The organism is Peribacillus sp. V2I11, from assembly GCF_030817135.1.
Taxonomy (GTDB): Bacteria; Bacillota; Bacilli; order Bacillales; family DSM-1321; genus Peribacillus; species Peribacillus simplex.
Genome location: NZ_JAUSYW010000001.1, coordinates 663,338 through 681,024 on the forward strand (window position 1 = coordinate 663,338; position 17,687 = coordinate 681,024).

Here is a 17,687-nt window from a genome sequence, read left to right on the forward strand (position 1 = left end):
CTAATTATTAGGTTTATTCTGGATAAGAGACAGCTTGGTCGATGATGACCTGATTATCCCGCATGACTTTATATCCTGCTTTCTTATCCGGGGAAACCATTAATTCGATCGTTCTCTTGGCATTTTCCACGATAAAGAATGTTTCTTTGGGCTCCGTCATGCTATTATTGATATCCTCAATGAAAATTTGTATTTTTTGCGCTTTGCCTGGTTCAACCGGATCATACTCGATATTGACTTCCTCCGTTACACTCTTAGGAGGAATCTCTTCTTTCCCTTTTGAAAGGACTACTTTCACAGTACTGCCCTTTTCCACCTTAGTAGCAGGTTCCGGTGACTGGGAAATGACAAGGCCCTCTGCTACGGAATCATCATAGACTTCTTCTTCGACCTCAACCTTTATTCCACTCTCACTTGAATAATCATTAAGGCCAGCTTCATTGAACCCCGTTAAGTTCTTCAAGCTAAGCAGATCTTCCCCTTTACTGACCGTTAACTCAAGCTCCGTTTCGGATGGTACGATTTCAGTGGCACCCGAAGGCGATTGTTCTATGATCGTGCCGGCAGCACTGTCATCATATTTTTCAGTCACGCTTATGTTTTTGAATCCCATTTTATCAAGCAGGGATTTAACATCCGAGTAGTCTCGACCTTCATAGCTGGACAATGAAATCGTCTCTTTACCAATGCTTTGATAAATATCGATTTCTGCGCCTTCCTTGACCGTCTTACCTTCCTTAGGGTTGGTTTTGATTACAAGACCAGCTTCAACCTCTTCATCTTCAATCTCGATCGTTTCTCCAATTTCCAAATCCAATTCAAGCAGATCAGTAATGGCATCATCTAATTCTTTCCCTTTAAGGTCAGGGATCGTCACTTCCTTCGAAACAAGGAGGGGAGGTAAAACGGTGACAGATAAAACAGCAAGCAGGGCGAGAATCAAAAAGGTGGTCACCAAGATAGCAGGCATGTTCTTTCGTTTTTTACCTTTGTGTTCCGACTTCTTTTTTTGTTTCTTCTGTTTCTTTTGTTTTTTCTGTTTCTTTTTCGAATAACTCTCTGCTACTGATTCACTTTCTTCTTCATCCGCATAGACTAATGTATTTTTTTCAGGCCCCCTAATGATTGTCTCATCGATGCTTGAAAGCTGATCATCCGTTATGACGGGGATGGCTTTTGTTGCATCATGATCTTCGGGAATCGCAAAAGGCAGTTCATTTGAACGCTCTGGATTTAGCGACGTCCGCATGTCGTCTTCCATTGAGTCCACGCTCTCATAGCGGTAATATGAATCTTTGGCTGTCGCTTTCAAGATAATATTTTCCACACTCTGAGGTATTTCAGAGTTCCAGCGTTTTGGCGAAGGAGTTTCCGATTGTAAATGTTTAAGAGCTATCGAAACGGCTGATTCACCAGAAAAAGGCAATCTCCCCGTCAATAATTCAAACATGACGATGCCAAGTGAATAAATGTCCGATTTCTTATTGGCCATACCGCCTCTTGCCTGTTCCGGAGATAAATAATGAACCGAGCCCAAGACTGCGTTGGTCTGCGTTATGTTTGTTGCACTTAGGGCCAATGCAATTCCAAAGTCCGTAATCTTGACGGTTCCTTCTTTATCAATCAAAATGTTCTGTGGCTTGATGTCACGATGGATGATCCCATTATGATGGGCATGGGAAATCGCTGCCGTGATTTGCTTCATGATATCCAAGGCTTCATCAATTGGAATTGGATAATATTTTTGTATGTATTGCTTAAGTGTAAAACCGTCCACGTATTCCATTACAATATAATAGATGGAATCTTCTTCACCAACATCATAAATACTTACGATATTTGGATGGGCCAAACTGGTTGCCGATTGGGCTTCCCGATTGAAGCGCTTGATGAACTCTTCATCATTATTAAAATCCATGCGAAGGATTTTCAATGCAACATCCCTATCTAAGATCATATCCCTTGCAAGATAAACATTCGCCATACCGCCGCCGCCGACCATCTCGATCAGTTTATAGCGGCCGTTGATTCTTCTACCAATCAACATTCAATTCACCTGCTTTCACTTTCTTCAGTAAATTGAACAAGCACAAGTGTGATATTATCTTCCCCACCGTAGTGATTGGCCTTATCTATTAATGAAATTGCCATTTCTTCAAGTGGCCGTCCATTGGTTACCGTTTCTTCCAGTTCCTGTTCACTCACTTTATTCGTCAAACCATCCGAACAAAGCAATAGTAAATCATTTTCTTCGAAGATGACCGTCATAATGTCCATTTCCACTTGCATTTCTGTCCCCAAGGCTCTTAATAAAACATTTTTCCGTGGATGGTTTTCTGCATCTTCCTTGGAAATTTGCCCGGAACGGACCAATTCGTTAACAAGTGAATGATCTTCCGTGACCTGCTTAAAGCCGCTCTCATTATACAAATAACATCGGCTGTCCCCGATGTTGGCAATGGTAGCAAACTTGTCGGTGCAAATGGCTGCAACAATAGTGGTCCCCATGCCCTTACATTCCGTATTAGCTTCTGCATGTTCAAAAAGCAACTGATTGACCAAGAAAATTTGCTGCTTCAGCCAATCCTCGGCATCATTTGCCGTTTCGATACCGGTGGATACTTCCCAGCCCTTTTTCAGAAGGTCTATCGTCATTGCACTGGCTACATCCCCGGCACGGTGGCCGCCCATGCCATCTGCAACGATGGCAAGGCGAACGCCTTCCGAGTTCTTAAAGATCCCGCCATTATCTTCATTATGCTGGCGGACTTTTCCACGGTCTGTCTTAAATATTGCCCTCATAGGGTCACCTCGTCTCTTCTTTGCGCTCCTTGGCCCGAAGCTGGCCGCAGGCTGCGTCAATATCACTGCCTTGTTCCCTTCGGATCGTTACATTAATGCCGCGCTTCTTCAATGTTTTTTCAAACTCAAAAATTTGGTCCCGAGGTGTACGTACATAGTTGCGTTCAGGTACATAGTTAACCGGTATTAAGTTGACATGGCATTTTATCCCGGTTATTAAATTTGCTAATTCTTCTGCGTGCTCCACTGTATCATTTTCGCCACCGAATAGACCATATTCAAAACTTACACGGCGACCTGTTTTTTCTGTATAGTATTTGATGGCTTCAATCAAGTCTGGAAGTTTGTAGGCCTTATTGATCGGCATCAATTTACTTCTCAATTCGGTGTTCGGTGCATGAAGGGAAACAGCAAAGTTTATTTGCATGCTTTCTTCGGCAAACTTATAGATTTTAGGTATGATTCCACTTGTGGAAACGGTAATATGACGCGCCCCGATGTTCAAGCCCTTTTCATGGTTTATATTCTTCAGGAATGACATCATATTGTCATAGTTATCAAACGGTTCACCGATTCCCATGATAACGACAGAACTAACACGTTCTTCCGATTCGTCAAGTGCTTGCTGAACTTTAACGACTTGGGCAACAATTTCCCCTGATTCAAGATTCCGCTTTAAACCTCCAAGTGTCGACGCACAGAATGTACAGCCAATTCTGCAGCCTACCTGCGTCGTCACGCAAATGGAGTTTCCATATTCATGGCGCATCAGCACCGTTTCAATCGAATATCCATCATGGAGTTCAAATAAAAACTTCATCGTTCCATCATTTGACGTTTGCTGAATCAACGTTTTCAATGTGGTGAAAGTAAATTGTGATTCCAGCTTATCCCGTAATGTTTTCGAAAGGTTGGACATATCTTCAAAACTGGAGACACGTTTTTTATAAAGCCAGTCATATACTTGATCGGCCCGGAATGCCTTCTCTCCATTCTGAATAAGCCATTCTTTAATTTGGTGAGGCTCTAATGAGTAGATCGATGGTTTTTCTGGTGTCGTGTCTTTTCTTACTCTTGATGATTTAGTGATTTCTGCCATTACAGCACCTTCTTTCTAAAACTCGCAATAAAGAATCCGTCACTGCTAAAATATTGCGGAAAAACTTGTAGCGTATGACCCTCGATAAATGGCTGAACGCTTTCAGGCATTCTTGTGGACAAGGTTACATCGCTTTCAAAATCCGGATGGCTTTCCAAAAATGCCGCAGCGACTTTTTCATTTTCTTCTTTATCCACCGTACAGGTACTATATACTAACCGCCCGCCTTGCTTAACAAGCGGGGCAGCTGATTCCAATAATTGTTTTTGTATACTTGAGAGTTTCATTATATCATCTTTTGTTTTAGTGTACTTTACATCAGGCTTCCGGCGCATGACTCCCAACCCGGAACATGGTGCATCGATCAGGACCCTGTCAAACCCTTCCTTATTAAAGTGTTCTTGCACTTTCCTGCTATCCAGGGCCATTGTCTTAATGTTGTTTCTGAGTTTCAGGCGCTCCGCCTGCTCTTTAATGAGCTTGACCTTATGCTCATGAAGGTCGAGCGCATATACTTGTCCAGTGGTCAAGCCTTCTGCGATATGTGTCGTTTTCCCTCCAGGTGCAGCACAGCAATCAAGTACAGCATCATTTTCATTCGCACCCAATGCATGTGCAACAAGCATTGAACTCTCGTCCTGAATCGATAAATACCCCAATTTATAGCTTTCTGAATGAGCAAGATTCCCTTTATAGCTTACGATTGCTTCGGGAACGACTTCACTTGCTTCAACATCATATCCTTCTTCCGTTAATATGCTGATTAGTTCACGGCGTGAAATCTTCTTTAAATTAACCCGTCCTGTCTGTAATGGTGCAGTTAAGTTTATTTCACACATTTCCTTGGTTTTTTCATAACCAAATTGCTCTACCCAACGCTTGACCAACCAAATTGGATGACTTACTTCTATGGAGAGCCGTTCCAGATCATCTTTAATATCATCTAAAGAAGGAACACCATTTCTTTGAATATTACGAAGCACACCATTTACCATCGAAGAGGTACCCTTATGTCCACGCTTTTTGGAAATTTCGACAGCCTCGAATATGATTGCATGATCAGGCACTTTATCTAAATAGACCATTTGATAAACGGAAAGTCTGAGTAAGTTTATGACCCAGCTTTGCGTTTTTTTAGGTTGTTTAATATACGGGCTCAAATAATAATCCAAAGTCATCTTCCGCTGTATGGTACCGTAGCTTATTTCTGTAAGCAAACCGCTGTCCACGACGGATAACTGGTGCTTTTTAATCAAGTTGTTCAATAATAGGTTACTGTAGGATTGATTTTTCTCTACTGATTCCAAAATATCGAGAGCGATTTCACGTACTCCCTTTTTAGTTTGCTTCATTCTGTTCTCCTAACTTCATGCCTGCTTTAATGAACGACCCGGCTCCGCGCAAGTAATCTTTCGCCAGCATTTTTTTCTTTCCTGAAGGCTGCAGTTCTGTTACTAGTATTGCCGTCTCATTGCCTGTCGAAACGATGAAACCATCATTTTGTACATCAATGACCGTGCCCGGCAAGGCCTGTTTGCCGCCTTCAAGTTTCCTTACTTGCCAAATTTTCAAAATGGAACCGTCTAAGGATGTATAAGCAACAGGCCAAGGATTCAGGCCGCGTACATGGTTATAGATGTCTTCCCCTGATTTTGACCAATCGATTTTTTCCTCCGACCGTTTGATGTTAGGCGCAAAAGACGCTTTAGCCTCATCTTGCTTGATCGCCTGTAACTCCTCATTAATAAGTTTCGGGAGTGTCTCTGCAAGTAAATCCGACCCTATCTTGCTTAATTTATCATGCAGTGTACCGACATTGTCTTCTTCCTCTATAGTAACTTCCGCCTGAGTCAATATATCACCGGCATCCAATTTTTCCGCCATATACATGATGGTTATCCCAGTCTTTTCTTTCCCCTGTAAAATGGAATAATGGATGGGTGCCCCTCCACGCAGTTCAGGAAGCAGTGAGGCATGTACATTAATACAACCGTACTTAGGGGCATCCAACAATTCATTCGGAAGGATTTGTCCGAAAGCCGCTGTCACCACTAAGTCAGCATTCAATGCAATGATCTTTTCAAGTTTTTCTTTTTCACCGATTTTTTCGGGCTGATAAACGGGAATCCCCTGCTTTTCGGCTTCGACCTTAACTGGCGGCGGCGTTAGCACCTTTTTGCGGCCCACTGGACGATCGGGCTGTGTGACAACTGCGACCACATCATACCCATCATCAATGATTCTTTTCAGTACCGGCACTGAAAAGTCCGGTGTACCCATAAAAATAATTTTTGTCATTCTTCTCCAAACCTTTCTAACTCTTCTTCCGAAATATACCGGGAAACCTTACTTGTAAATAAAACTCCTTGCAGATGATCGATTTCGTGCTGAAGGGCCCTTGCGAGGAAATCTTCCGCTTCTATCTCGAAAAAAGATCCTTTTCGGTCTTGTGCCCGAACTTTGACACGGTATGGACGCGATACTTCACCATATAAACTCGGGAAGCTCAAGCATCCTTCAACACCTGTCTGTTCGCCATCCATTTCCAGCACTTCCGGATTAATCAGTTCGATTGCACCTGACCCTTCCTCTATTTCAACGACGGCCACTTGCTTTTTCACGCCAACCTGAGGTGCTGCAAGTCCAACGCCATCCGCCTCCACCATCGTTTCATACATGTTATTTAACAGCTTTGCCAACTTTTTATCAAAACTTGTTACTTTATCACATTTTTGTTGTAAAATTTTTTCAGGAAACAAGACAATCGGTAAAATAGCCAAAATTAAAGGTACCCTCCTAGATATGAAAAACAACACTTCATTATATAAAAACGCAAGCTGTAACAGCTCGCGGTAATCATCCATCTCTTAAACAATTACATCATGATCTGTGGATTTAAATCTATTGAAATCTGCAGATGATTTTGAGCGGTTTCTTTTTGGTAATGCTCCAAAAGTGTGCGTAAATGCTGATTCAGGTCCGGCTCTCGTTTGTATTTTATCAGACATTGATAGCGATATCTATTGTTGATTCGACTAATGGGCGAAGCAACCGGACCTAGTACGATAGAATCCCGATTCAATCGTGAGCCTAAATAATTGGTGATTTTCTCTGTAACACTCACCGTCTTCATTAAGTCTTCATGTGAAACGGTTATAAGGACAACATAATAATAGGGAGGGTAATGACTTTGCCTCCTTAGATGCATCTCCCGTTCATAAAAAGCATCATAATCCTGTAACGCAGAAAGCTCGATGCTGTAGTGCTCAGGTGTATAGGTTTGGATGACCACTTCCCCCGGTAGCTGATGACGTCCCGCCCTTCCGCTGACTTGTGTCAGCAGCTGGAATGTTTTTTCCGAAGAACGGAAATCAGGCAGATGTAGCATCGTATCAGCTGAAAGGACTCCAACAAGGGTGATATTAGGAAAATCAAGGCCCTTGGCTATCATTTGGGTGCCTAACAATATATCGGCCTTCCCTTCACCAAAGGCATTCAGCAACCGCTCATGTGAACCCTTCTTACTCGTCGTGTCAACATCCATCCGTATTACCCGTGCTTCAGGGAGGATTTTTGCAAGCTCTTCTTCAACCTTTTGAGTTCCTGTACCGAAGAACCTTATATGTTCACTTTCACATTCAGGGCAAACGGAAGGCATTCCTTCTTCAAAACCGCAATAATGGCATTTCATTATATCATTAAAGCGATGATATGTGAGTGAAATGTCACAATTAGGGCAGTTGATGACCAATCCGCAGCTTCGGCACATCACAAAGGAAGAATGTCCCCTTTTATTTAGCATCAGAACTGTTTGCTCCCCCTTCTCAAGCCGGTCTTTCAGCCTGGTAAAGAGCAGCTCCGAAAACATGGAACGATTTCCCGTTCTCAGTTCTTCCCTCATATCTACAATATCCACTGCTGGCAACGCATTTTTATTCATCCTCTGGCTAAGGGTCAATAATTTATAGACGTTTTTCTTGGCTCGCGCAAAAGATTCAAGTGTAGGTGTGGCGCTACCAAGAATAACCGGACACCTATATGATTTTGCTCTTTCAATGGCGACGTCCCTGGCGTGGTACCTTGGCGTTTCTTCTTGCTTATAACTGGATTCATGCTCTTCATCAATGATGACCAGTCCCAGGTTTTCAAAAGGAGCAAACACGGCTGAACGCGCGCCAACCACCACTTTTACTTCTTTACGGTGAATTTTCCGCCATTCATCATATTTTTCACCTACGGATAAACCGCTATGCATGACAGCTACCTGTTCCCCAAATCGTTCCTTAAACCTTTTCACCGTCTGTGGCGTTAAGGAGATTTCAGGTACAAGCATGATGGCTTCCTTCCCTTTTTCGATGACAGAGGCAATTGCCTGTAGATACACTTCCGTCTTCCCGCTGCCGGTTACACCATATAAAAGGAAAACATCATGTTCATCATGATGAATTTTCTCGTGGATGGGCTTCAAGGCAGCTGCTTGTTCAGCTGTTAGTGTAAAGGGAGCGGATTTTTCGAACACACGGTTTTCATATGGATCACGGTATATTTCTTGGTCCATTTCCGCCAAGGCCCCTTTTGACACTAGGGATTTGACGGTACCGCTTGATGTGTTTTTCAATTCAAGCAATTCTTTTAACGGAATTGGTTCTTGATGTTCAATGAAATAATGAAGGAGTTCCTGTTGTTTTTTTGCATGGCTGGACATGGCTGATGCCATTTCTTTCAGTTCCTTAGGGGAAAGCAAAGATTTAATGACACGGACCGTCTTCTTATTAAGTCGGTTTTTCACATTATATACGAGCTCAAGATTGCCATTTTGCATTTCCTTTTGGAAGAGGGAAGTGTTCTCCCCTTCAATTACGTCTTTCCAAGATATTGAATCACTTTTTCCGAAAAGATTTTGAATGAAGGGAGGGAGCTGATCCTTTTTATCTTCAAGTACTTTGATCACTTTTTCATACTTTGCTTTCATCGCTGCCGGAAGCATGGCCTGTAGCGCTGAAATTTTAAAACACATCGCCTCTTTGGTCAACCAGTCACCCAACTGAAGCAATTCATCATTAAGGATGGGCTCCAAATCCATTGGTTCTTTTATATAGCGTAATTTTGCAAAGTCGCTTTTAGCTTTTAAGCCTGTTACGAATCCCTGCACCATTCTTGGACCGAATGGAACGATGACTCGCATTCCGGGCTTGATGACTTGGTTCCACTTTTCAGGTATGCGATAGTCGAATTCTCGATCCGTTTGTTTAGCAGGTACATCCACAATGACGGATGCTATATCCATAAGACATCATTCCTTTTGCGTGCGAGATACTTCTGCCAGGATGCTTTTAGCTATATCCGCTTTACTCATTTTTGGAAGTTCTGTCGCACTTCCATCTTTATCGTAAATGGTCACGATGTTCGTATCCGTTCCAAATCCTGCCCCTGCGACGGTAACATTATTGGCAACGATCATATCTGCTTTCTTTTTGACTAATTTTCCTCTTGCGTATTCTTCAACGTTGTTCGTTTCAGCCGCAAAGCCCACCAAGATCTGATGAGTTTTATTTTCACCGAGTTCCTTAAGGATATCCTTTGTCCGTTCAAATTCAATCACATTTTCCCCTGGCTGCTTTTTCATCTTTTGAGCATGATAAATCTTCGGTTTATAGTCCGCCACTGCAGCCGTCATGATTACGACGTCACTGGAATCGAACTGATCGAATACCGCATCATACATATCCGCTGCTGATTCCACTGGTATTACTCTAGCCTTGGAAGGTGGCGTCAAGTTCACTGGGCCAGTAATCAATGTTACCTCAGCGCCCATTTCAATTGCCTGCTCAGCTAGGGCATAGCCCATTTTGCCGCTGGAATGATTCGTCACGTAACGCACCGGATCGATTGCTTCACGAGTCGGTCCTGCCGTTATCAAATATTTCTTTCCTTTTAGAGGCTGTTGCTCTGATTTGCGTTCACCGAAATATCGATTAAGGTGTTCTGCGATTGTTTCTGGTTCCTCCAATCGTCCCTTCCCTACATAACCGCAGGCCAAATACCCTTCACCCGGTTCAATGAATTGATATCCAAACGACCGAAGTGTCTCCATATTTTTCTGAACCGCTGGGTGGGCGTACATGTGCACGTTCATTGCCGGCGCAACCCAAACAGGCACTTCCGTTGCCAATAGTGTGGTCGTGATCATATCATCCGCGATTCCATTTGCTACCTTGCCAATGACATTCGCTGTAGCTGGAGCCAACAGGATGATATCAGCCCAATCAGCCAAGTCGATATGGGCAATGACTGAAGAATCCTTCTCATCAAAAGTATCTGTATATACATCATTTCTCGAAAGTGCTTGAAAGGTGAGCGGCGTCACGAATTTACGTGCCGATTCACTCATGATCACTTTAACATGTGCACCTTCCTGAGTTAATTTACTTGTCAGGGCAGCAGCCTTATATACAGCAATCCCGCCGGTGACACAAAGAAGTACTTTTTTATCGATAAGCATGCAAATTTCCCCTAACTATACATTCTTTTATTCTAATTATGACGGAAAACAGAAGAAATTTCATTTGAAAAGCGCAATAACATATGGATTTCCCAAACATTCCATATCTTTGCCTGCTTTCATCAATGACTTCCGGACCTTTTTTTTAAAACCAAAACAAACAGGCCTGACACCTTGGCCGCAGGAAGGAAGCACTTTCCAAATGTAACGCTCCTGTTTGCTTTAGGGTGTCAGGCCCGATAGGTCAAGCTATGTGTTCTTTTAGTTTTCCTCGTAAGAATTATCGTAAGTCAATTTACCGGAATGAATTTCTTCAAGGGCACGACCTACTGATTTATGGGAAACCGGTTTAGTTACGAGGCAATTATCTTTAATTTGCATTTCCCTGGCACGTTTAGCTGCCACTGATACTAGTGAGTATTTTGAATCGATTTTAAGTAATAGAGAATCAATTGATGGATATAACATTATTTATTCCGCCTCCAACATTTTTTTATATAAAACAGCAACTCTTTCCCGACGGCAATGCTCGGCAATTACAATTGCATTAATTCTAGCACATGCGGCATCCACATGATCATTTTCAACAACATAATCATACAGATCCATAAGTTCTATTTCTTCCTTGGCCACTTTCATCCGTCCTTTTATCGCTTCCTCCGTCTCGGTTCCGCGAGTAACGATACGGCTTTCGAGTTCGGTCAAACTCGGAGGAGCAAGGAAAATGAAAAGTCCTTCAGGGAATTTCTCCCGGACCTGTTTAGCTCCTTGAACTTCTATTTCCAGAAATACATCTTTTCCGGAATCGATTGTTTCACGGACATAATCCACGGGTGTTCCATAATAATTACCGACGAACTCAGCATATTCAAGCAATTTGCCTTCTTCGATCAGTGCTTCGAATTCCTCGCGTTTTTTGAAGAAATAGTCCACCCCGTCCACTTCACCATGGCGAGGCAGCCGTGTCGTCATCGAAATTGAATATTCGAATGCCGTTCCTGGCTGAGAAAAAATAGCCTTCCTTACAGTTCCTTTACCAACACCGGATGGACCGGACAAAACGATTAATAAACCTTTTTCTCTCATATTGTTTCAGTTACCCCTCTTCTACGCTGTCATCTCTATCTTGAAGCCGTGCGGCAACCGTTTCCGGTTGAACGGCGGATAAGATAACATGGTCGCTGTCTGTAATTATAACGGCCCTAGTTCTTCTACCATATGTAGCATCTATTAAGGATCCGCGGTCTCGGGCATCTTGAATGATCCTTTTAATCGGAGCCGATTCAGGGCTCACGATGGATACGATCCGGTTTGCGGAAACGATATTCCCAAAACCAATATTAATGAGCTTGATTGACATTTTTGTCCCCCATTCATATCTATTGTCACCTTGTTAGGTTCATCATAAACCGACTACTCGATATTTTGAACCTGTTCCTTTAATTTTTCAAGCAGACTTTTCATTTCCACCACTTCTTTGGTAATGGCCGAATCATTTGCCTTTGATCCAATCGTATTGACTTCCCTATTCATTTCCTGGACAAGGAAGTCAAGTTTTCTTCCGATTGGTTCACTATGGGTAAGCGTCCTTGAAAATTGCTGTACATGGCTATCGAGTCTGGTCAGTTCTTCATTTATATCACATTTGTCAGCAAAAATGGCCGCTTCCGTCACGATGCGGCTATCTTCAATCAACCCTTCAGTCAGCTCGGCCAGTTTGATTTCCAGCCGGGCTTTATATTTTTCGACGACTGAAGGTGCATGCATTTTGACCCCTGCTATAATCTCATCAAACTTATTAAGCTGGCGTTTCATGTCCAAGGCCAGTTCCTGACCTTCCAGATGCCGCATTTTTTTCAGATTTTCCAATGCCCCCATGACAGCCTTCAATAACAGGGATTCCAAATCGGCAGGAACTGCAGGTACTTCTTCCGTCATGAAAATCGATTCAAGTTGCAGCATATCCTGTAATGTAATGGAACTTTCCAGATTGTATTTTCCCTTGACTTCATCCATCAAACCCACATACTGATCAGCAAGATCCCAATCGATCTTCACCTTTTTGGAAACCAGGCTCTCACCTTCCACTGTAATGAAGATTTCCACCCGTCCCCTTCTTATGTATTGATTCGCCTTCTTCTTCACCTTTTCTTCCAAAACCAAAAGCTGGCGCGGCATTCTAATCGTATATTCACAAAAACGATGGTTCACGGTCTTAATTTCGGCAAAAACCTTGACCTGTTCGTTTTCCGCCTCTTCTCTTCCATAGCCCGTCATACTGGTAACCATGGTTCCACATCCTATCAAACATAATGTAGTAATTTGGTCTTTAACATTCATTATATATTAGCTACAGTGCGAACACTTTAGCTCACAAATAAAATACTACAAAAATAAAAAGGCAATAGAGCAAGACTCTACCACCTTAAAGATTATACCATATATCATTGTGCTTTTCTTGCTAAAAAGGTTCCAGCCAGTAAAAAAGTTGGAATGGATGCCATTCCTATTACTAATAGCCAATCCCTTCCCGAAATCGGTACCGTATGAAAGATTGTTTGTAAAGGCTGTACATACATGACGGCAACCATCAATAATAGGGAGGACAATACCGCCCCCACTAGATAAAGGTTTCCGAATGGATTTCTCGAGAAGATCGAATGTTCGCTTCGGCAATCGAATACATGTATTAGCTGAGCCAGGACCAAGGTAGCGAACGCAATCGTTTGTGCATAAGCAAGGTTATCCGGATTTGCACGATATACTACATAAAATGCGATCAATGTAGAAATCCCGATCAGAAAACCGCGTGAGATGATCTTCCAGCCAAGCCCCCTTCCAAAGACACCTTCATTAGCATTTCTTGGATTCCTTTTCATTACATCTTCCTCTGCGGCATCCAGGCCCAACGCCATCGCAGGCAGTCCGTCGGTTACAAGGTTCACGAATAAGATCTGGATTGGTATCAAAGGTAATGGCAAGGCACATAGCATCGCAAAAAACATGACCAAAATCTCCCCAACATTGGAAGCAAGCAGGTAACGGATGAACTTCCTGATGTTTTCATAAATATTCCGGCCTTCTTTGATGGCCGATTTAATCGTGGCAAAATTATCGTCAACCAAAATCAAGGAAGAAGCTTCCTTAGCGACATCAGTCCCCGTGATGCCCATGGAGATACCAATATCCGCTGATTTTATCGCAGGAGCATCATTGACACCATCCCCTGTCATTGCAACGACATGTCCTTTATTTTGCAATGCTTTTACGATTTTCAACTTATGTTCCGGGGAAACGCGGGCAAATACCGAAACACTTTCAACAACTTCCTCAAGTTCCCCGACTTCCATGTCCGCCAATTGCCGACCTTCAAGTACACGGTCTTTTCCTTTTAAAATACCAAGTTCTTTAGCTATTGCCTTTGCGGTTATTACATGGTCGCCGGTAATCATGACAGTTTTGATCCCGGCATCCCTGCATTCCTTAACTGCCTGCTTCACTTCCGGACGTGGGGGATCGATCATGCCCTGCAGTCCCATGAAGGTCAAATTGCGCTCAGCCTCGGTTTCATGAAGCAAAATCGTTCCTTTTGAAAGGGGTTTATAGCCAACAGCAATCATTCGAAGTGCCTGAGATGCAAGCCCATTCATGTCCTGTTGCACCCTTTCCTTACTCTCCCGATTTAATATTTCCGACCTTCCTTCCCAAAGAATCGTGTCGGACTGGGCGATCAATACGTCAGGTGCCCCTTTTACGATGACGAAATGATTATCTTTATCATCCTTCACTATGACACTCATCATTTTGCGGCTCGAGTCAAATGGAAACTCCTTGACTATCGTAAACCTCTTAGATAAGTGTTCCCTCGTCAATCCCGCTTTCATTGCCGCAACCAACATCGCCCCTTCTGTCGGATCACCGTCTAAAATATATTGTTTACCATTCTCCTTTAACTCAGCTTTGTTACAGAGCATGCCGAAAGTAATTATTTGAAGCAAGGCATTATGATTTTTCGGTGCAACTGAGACTCCTTCTAAAGAAAACTCTCCGACAGGATGATAACCAGTACCGCCGACATCCCAAGTTTTCCCTCCACTCCAAATCTTCGTCACCGTCATTTTGTTTTGTGTCAGTGTACCTGTCTTATCTGAGCAAATCACCGTTGCGCAGCCAAGCGTTTCTACGGCAGGAAGCTTGCGGACAATCGCTTTTTGTTTGATCATACGCTGAACGCCTAAAGACAAGGCAACGGTCACAATGGCTGGCAAGCCTTCGGGAATCGCTGCAACTGCCAAGGATACCCCGGCCAAAAACATCGTATAGAGGTCATGCCCTTGAATGACGCCAGTCAGGACCACGATTACAGTTAATATTAAAGCCGTGACGATCAAAATTTTGCCCAGCTGCTCCAACCGCCGTTGAAGCGGTGTTTCTTTTGTTTCTGCAGTCTGTAGGAGGTCCGCAATCTTGCCCATTGCCGTATTCATTCCTGTAGCGGTTACGATTCCGACTCCATTTCCCCTTGTTACCATCGTTCCCATAAAAGCCATATTTTCCTGATCACCGATACCTTCGACCTCATTCATCAACGGATCAGAACATTTAACAGCAGGAAGTGACTCGCCGGTAAGTGCAGACTCTTCTATTTCAAGGCTTGAATGGTCGATGATCCGTAAATCGGCACCAATTCGGTCACCGCTCGAGAACTTCAGGATATCCCCTACAACAACTTCTCTCGAAGGGATTTTCAGCCATTGGCCATCCCGAAGAACGTTAACTTGCGGCGCCGCCATTTCCTTTAGGGCATCAAGGGATTTTTCAGCTTTCCGTTCTTGAAAAAAACCAAGCAATCCATTCAAAAAAACAATCGCCATGATGGCAATCGCATCGATATATTCACCCAATATCCCGGAGACTAATGTCGCGGCAAGTAAAACTATGACCATGAAATCTTTGAATTGGGCGAAAAATAAAAGAATGGCAGACTGTTTTTCTCCTTCCTTCAATTCGTTAAACCCATGCTTACGCAGCCTGTCCTTTACTTCATCATCGTCCAAACCGTGTGTAACGTTTGTTTGAAGCGCTTTCTCCATTTCTTGATTATTCATTTCCTTGAACTCCATCAAGTATCACACATCCCTTTGAATAGAATGAAATAGGCTCCTGTATACATCTCAACAGGCGCTCTTTGCTTTACTCATCCAACACCTGCCTGCTTACCGATACATAAAACAACCTGCTCTTCTTCCATGATTATTCAGACTCGTCCAAAATAATGCTATAATTAAACAGAATTGCGGAAAGAAGAAGGATCCGGATAATTTAATGAATGAACGACCGCTGATCATGATGAATGGACCAAATTTGCAATTAATCTCTGGAACTAAAAAAAGCAGCCATTCAATTTACCTGAACGGCAACCCCAGCTTTTCACCCAGTTCGCTAAAAAATTGATATTAGCTAAAATGGGCAGCCAAAATGAGTCCTTAGAAAATCTTATGTAAAGGAAGTAAAAATAGAATGTCATTTGATGGATTATTCACGAAAGCGATGACGGAAGAAATCGCTTCTTTATTAAAAGGTGGACGAATCAATAAGGTACATCAGCCTTATAAAAATGAAGTAATACTGGTTGTTCGTGCTGGAGGTAAGAACCATAAGCTCCTATTATCAGCCCACCCAAGTTATTCGAGGGTGCAAATGACCGAAGAGAGTTATGAAAACCCCAAAGAGGCACCCATGTTCTGTATGCTTCTTAGGAAGCACCTCGAAGGCTATACGATTGAAGATATTTATCAATATGAACTTGATAGGATGATCATTTTTGAAGTGAAGGGCCGCAATGAGCTTGGTGATGTATCTCAAAAGCAGTTAATCATCGAAATCATGGGGCGTCACAGCAACATTGTTTTAGTCGATAAAGAACGGAATATGATTTTGGACAGCATTAAGCATGTTTCACATGCCGTTAACAGTTATCGGGCGATATTGCCCGGCCAGGAATATAAGGCTCCGCCCGCACAAGAAAAGAGTAATCCCTTTGAGGCTACCGAGGACGATATCAGAAAGGATATTGACTTCAATGCAGGAAAGCTGGACCGACAGCTTGTTGCCCATTTTTCAGGAGTATCACCATTAGTTGCAAAGGAAGCCGTCTACCGGGCTGGACTTGCCAACAGTACGACCCTTCCATCAGCTTTTTTAAGGATTATCCAAGAAATCTCGGAACAGAACTATGCTGCGACGATCAAACAAGATGGAAATAAAGAAGTTTTTTATATGCTTTCACTAGGGCATCTGTCTGGGAATCAACGTACATTTTCTTCATTGAGCGAGATGCTCGACCGCTATTACTTCGGAAAGGCAGAAAGAGATCGGGTTAAGCAAAAGAGCCAGGATGTGGAACGTTTCATTACTAATGAAATCGAAAAGAACTCAAAAAAAATCGGGAAGCTCGAACGTACATTAAAAGATACGGAACGCGGAGAACAGTATCAGTTGTTCGGTGAGCTGCTTACAGCTAATCTATATCAAATGAAAAAAGGCATGAAGGAAATAGAAGTCGTCAATTATTATGATGAAGAACAAAGTATGGTCACCATCCCGCTTGACCCATTAAAAAATCCATCAGATAATGCACAAAAGTACTTCTCCAGATACCAAAAGTCCAAAAATGCAGTCGGAGTCGTCCAAGAACAAATCGAAAAAACAAAATTGGAATTGGCCTACTTTGAAGCCTTGCATCAACAGCTCCAATCTGCGTCACCCAGAGATATAGAGGAGATTCGCGAAGAACTGCAGGAAGAAGGATACATTAGGCAAAAAAAGAAAAAAGGCATGAAAAAGCCCGCAAATGCAAAACCGCAGCTTGAAACTTATTATGCTACAGATGGAGATCTCATTTTTGTCGGGAAGAATAATAAACAAAATGAGTATCTAACGAATAAGTTTGCACGCCGGGATGAAATATGGCTTCATACAAAAGATATACCTGGCTCACATGTTGTGATTCGAAATGAAGCACCAAGTGAAAAAACGATAAAAGAGGCAGCCGTATTGGCAGCTTTCTTCAGTAAAGCAAAGCAATCGAGCTCAGTCCCCGTTGACTTCACACAAGTTCGCCATGTTAAGAAACCAAATGGTTCTAAGCCCGGGTTCGTGATCTACGACCAGCAGCAGACCGTATATATTACACCGGATGCCGATACCGTCATACGCTTAAAGGAAGCGGTAAAGGATTAAATGGTAAAAAAATAGAGGTGACCCAATCCTACATGATTGGGC

General features: G+C 42.8%; 14 protein-coding genes. 1 reads left to right on the forward strand and 13 read right to left on the reverse strand.

Annotated elements, in window-relative coordinates; all coding sequences use genetic code 11:
- Positions 1 to 13: 13 nt before the first annotated feature.
- The 13 genes from pknB to QFZ73_RS03210 all read right to left on the reverse strand — a co-directional run bounded on the left by pknB (position 14) and on the right by QFZ73_RS03210 (position 15,526).
- Complete coding sequence (gene pknB / locus QFZ73_RS03150) at positions 14 to 2,047, reverse strand: Stk1 family PASTA domain-containing Ser/Thr kinase (RefSeq protein WP_307262849.1); 2,034 nt, start codon at positions 2,045 to 2,047, stop codon at positions 14 to 16.
- Positions 2,048 to 2,052: 5 nt separating this feature from the next.
- Entirely contained in the window at positions 2,053 to 2,802 is a 750-nt protein-coding gene (locus tag QFZ73_RS03155; RefSeq protein ID WP_307262852.1) for a Stp1/IreP family PP2C-type Ser/Thr phosphatase, read from the reverse strand.
- 4 nt (positions 2,803 to 2,806) lie between these two features.
- The gene (rlmN, locus tag QFZ73_RS03160; RefSeq protein ID WP_307262855.1) at positions 2,807 to 3,901 is read right to left on the reverse strand and encodes a dual-specificity RNA methyltransferase RlmN; all 1,095 of its coding nucleotides are present in this window, start codon (positions 3,899 to 3,901) and stop codon (positions 2,807 to 2,809) included.
- Entirely contained in the window at positions 3,901 to 5,253 is a 1,353-nt protein-coding gene (rsmB, locus tag QFZ73_RS03165) for a 16S rRNA (cytosine(967)-C(5))-methyltransferase RsmB (RefSeq protein WP_307262858.1), read from the reverse strand. Before rsmB ends, rlmN begins: the two co-directional genes overlap by 1 nt.
- Positions 5,240 to 6,199 (reverse strand): methionyl-tRNA formyltransferase, encoded by a 960-nt coding sequence (fmt, locus tag QFZ73_RS03170; RefSeq protein ID WP_307262861.1) that lies wholly within the window; start codon positions 6,197 to 6,199, stop codon positions 5,240 to 5,242. Before fmt ends, rsmB begins: the two co-directional genes overlap by 14 nt.
- On the reverse strand, positions 6,196 to 6,681 hold the full coding sequence (gene def / locus QFZ73_RS03175; RefSeq protein ID WP_251427825.1) for a peptide deformylase: 486 nt from the start codon (positions 6,679 to 6,681) through the stop codon (positions 6,196 to 6,198). Before def ends, fmt begins: the two co-directional genes overlap by 4 nt.
- Before the next feature lie 95 nt (positions 6,682 to 6,776).
- The gene (gene priA, locus QFZ73_RS03180; protein WP_307262868.1) at positions 6,777 to 9,188 is read right to left on the reverse strand and encodes a primosomal protein N'; all 2,412 of its coding nucleotides are present in this window, start codon (positions 9,186 to 9,188) and stop codon (positions 6,777 to 6,779) included.
- Positions 9,189 to 9,194: 6 nt separating this feature from the next.
- Positions 9,195 to 10,403: a bifunctional phosphopantothenoylcysteine decarboxylase/phosphopantothenate--cysteine ligase CoaBC gene (gene coaBC, locus QFZ73_RS03185; RefSeq protein WP_307262871.1), complete on the reverse strand. Its 1,209-nt coding sequence runs from the start codon at positions 10,401 to 10,403 to the stop codon at positions 9,195 to 9,197.
- 261 nt (positions 10,404 to 10,664) lie between these two features.
- On the reverse strand, positions 10,665 to 10,871 hold the full coding sequence (gene rpoZ, locus QFZ73_RS03190; RefSeq protein WP_098371057.1) for a DNA-directed RNA polymerase subunit omega: 207 nt from the start codon (positions 10,869 to 10,871) through the stop codon (positions 10,665 to 10,667).
- A gap of 3 nt (positions 10,872 to 10,874) precedes the next feature.
- On the reverse strand, positions 10,875 to 11,489 hold the full coding sequence (gene gmk / locus QFZ73_RS03195; RefSeq protein ID WP_034313809.1) for a guanylate kinase: 615 nt from the start codon (positions 11,487 to 11,489) through the stop codon (positions 10,875 to 10,877).
- 10 nt (positions 11,490 to 11,499) lie between these two features.
- A complete protein-coding gene (gene remA / locus QFZ73_RS03200; protein WP_034313813.1) occupies positions 11,500 to 11,763 on the reverse strand; it encodes an extracellular matrix/biofilm regulator RemA in 264 nt (87 codons plus the stop codon).
- Positions 11,764 to 11,816: 53 nt separating this feature from the next.
- Positions 11,817 to 12,692: a YicC/YloC family endoribonuclease gene (locus tag QFZ73_RS03205; RefSeq protein ID WP_307262878.1), complete on the reverse strand. Its 876-nt coding sequence runs from the start codon at positions 12,690 to 12,692 to the stop codon at positions 11,817 to 11,819.
- A gap of 155 nt (positions 12,693 to 12,847) precedes the next feature.
- The gene (locus QFZ73_RS03210) at positions 12,848 to 15,526 is read right to left on the reverse strand and encodes a calcium-translocating P-type ATPase, SERCA-type (RefSeq protein ID WP_307272558.1); all 2,679 of its coding nucleotides are present in this window, start codon (positions 15,524 to 15,526) and stop codon (positions 12,848 to 12,850) included.
- Between the two features lie 397 nt (positions 15,527 to 15,923).
- Between QFZ73_RS03210 and QFZ73_RS03215 the strand changes: the two genes are divergently transcribed.
- A complete protein-coding gene (locus QFZ73_RS03215) occupies positions 15,924 to 17,645 on the forward strand; it encodes an Rqc2 family fibronectin-binding protein (RefSeq protein ID WP_307262882.1) in 1,722 nt (573 codons plus the stop codon).
- Positions 17,646 to 17,687: the final 42 nt, after the last annotated feature.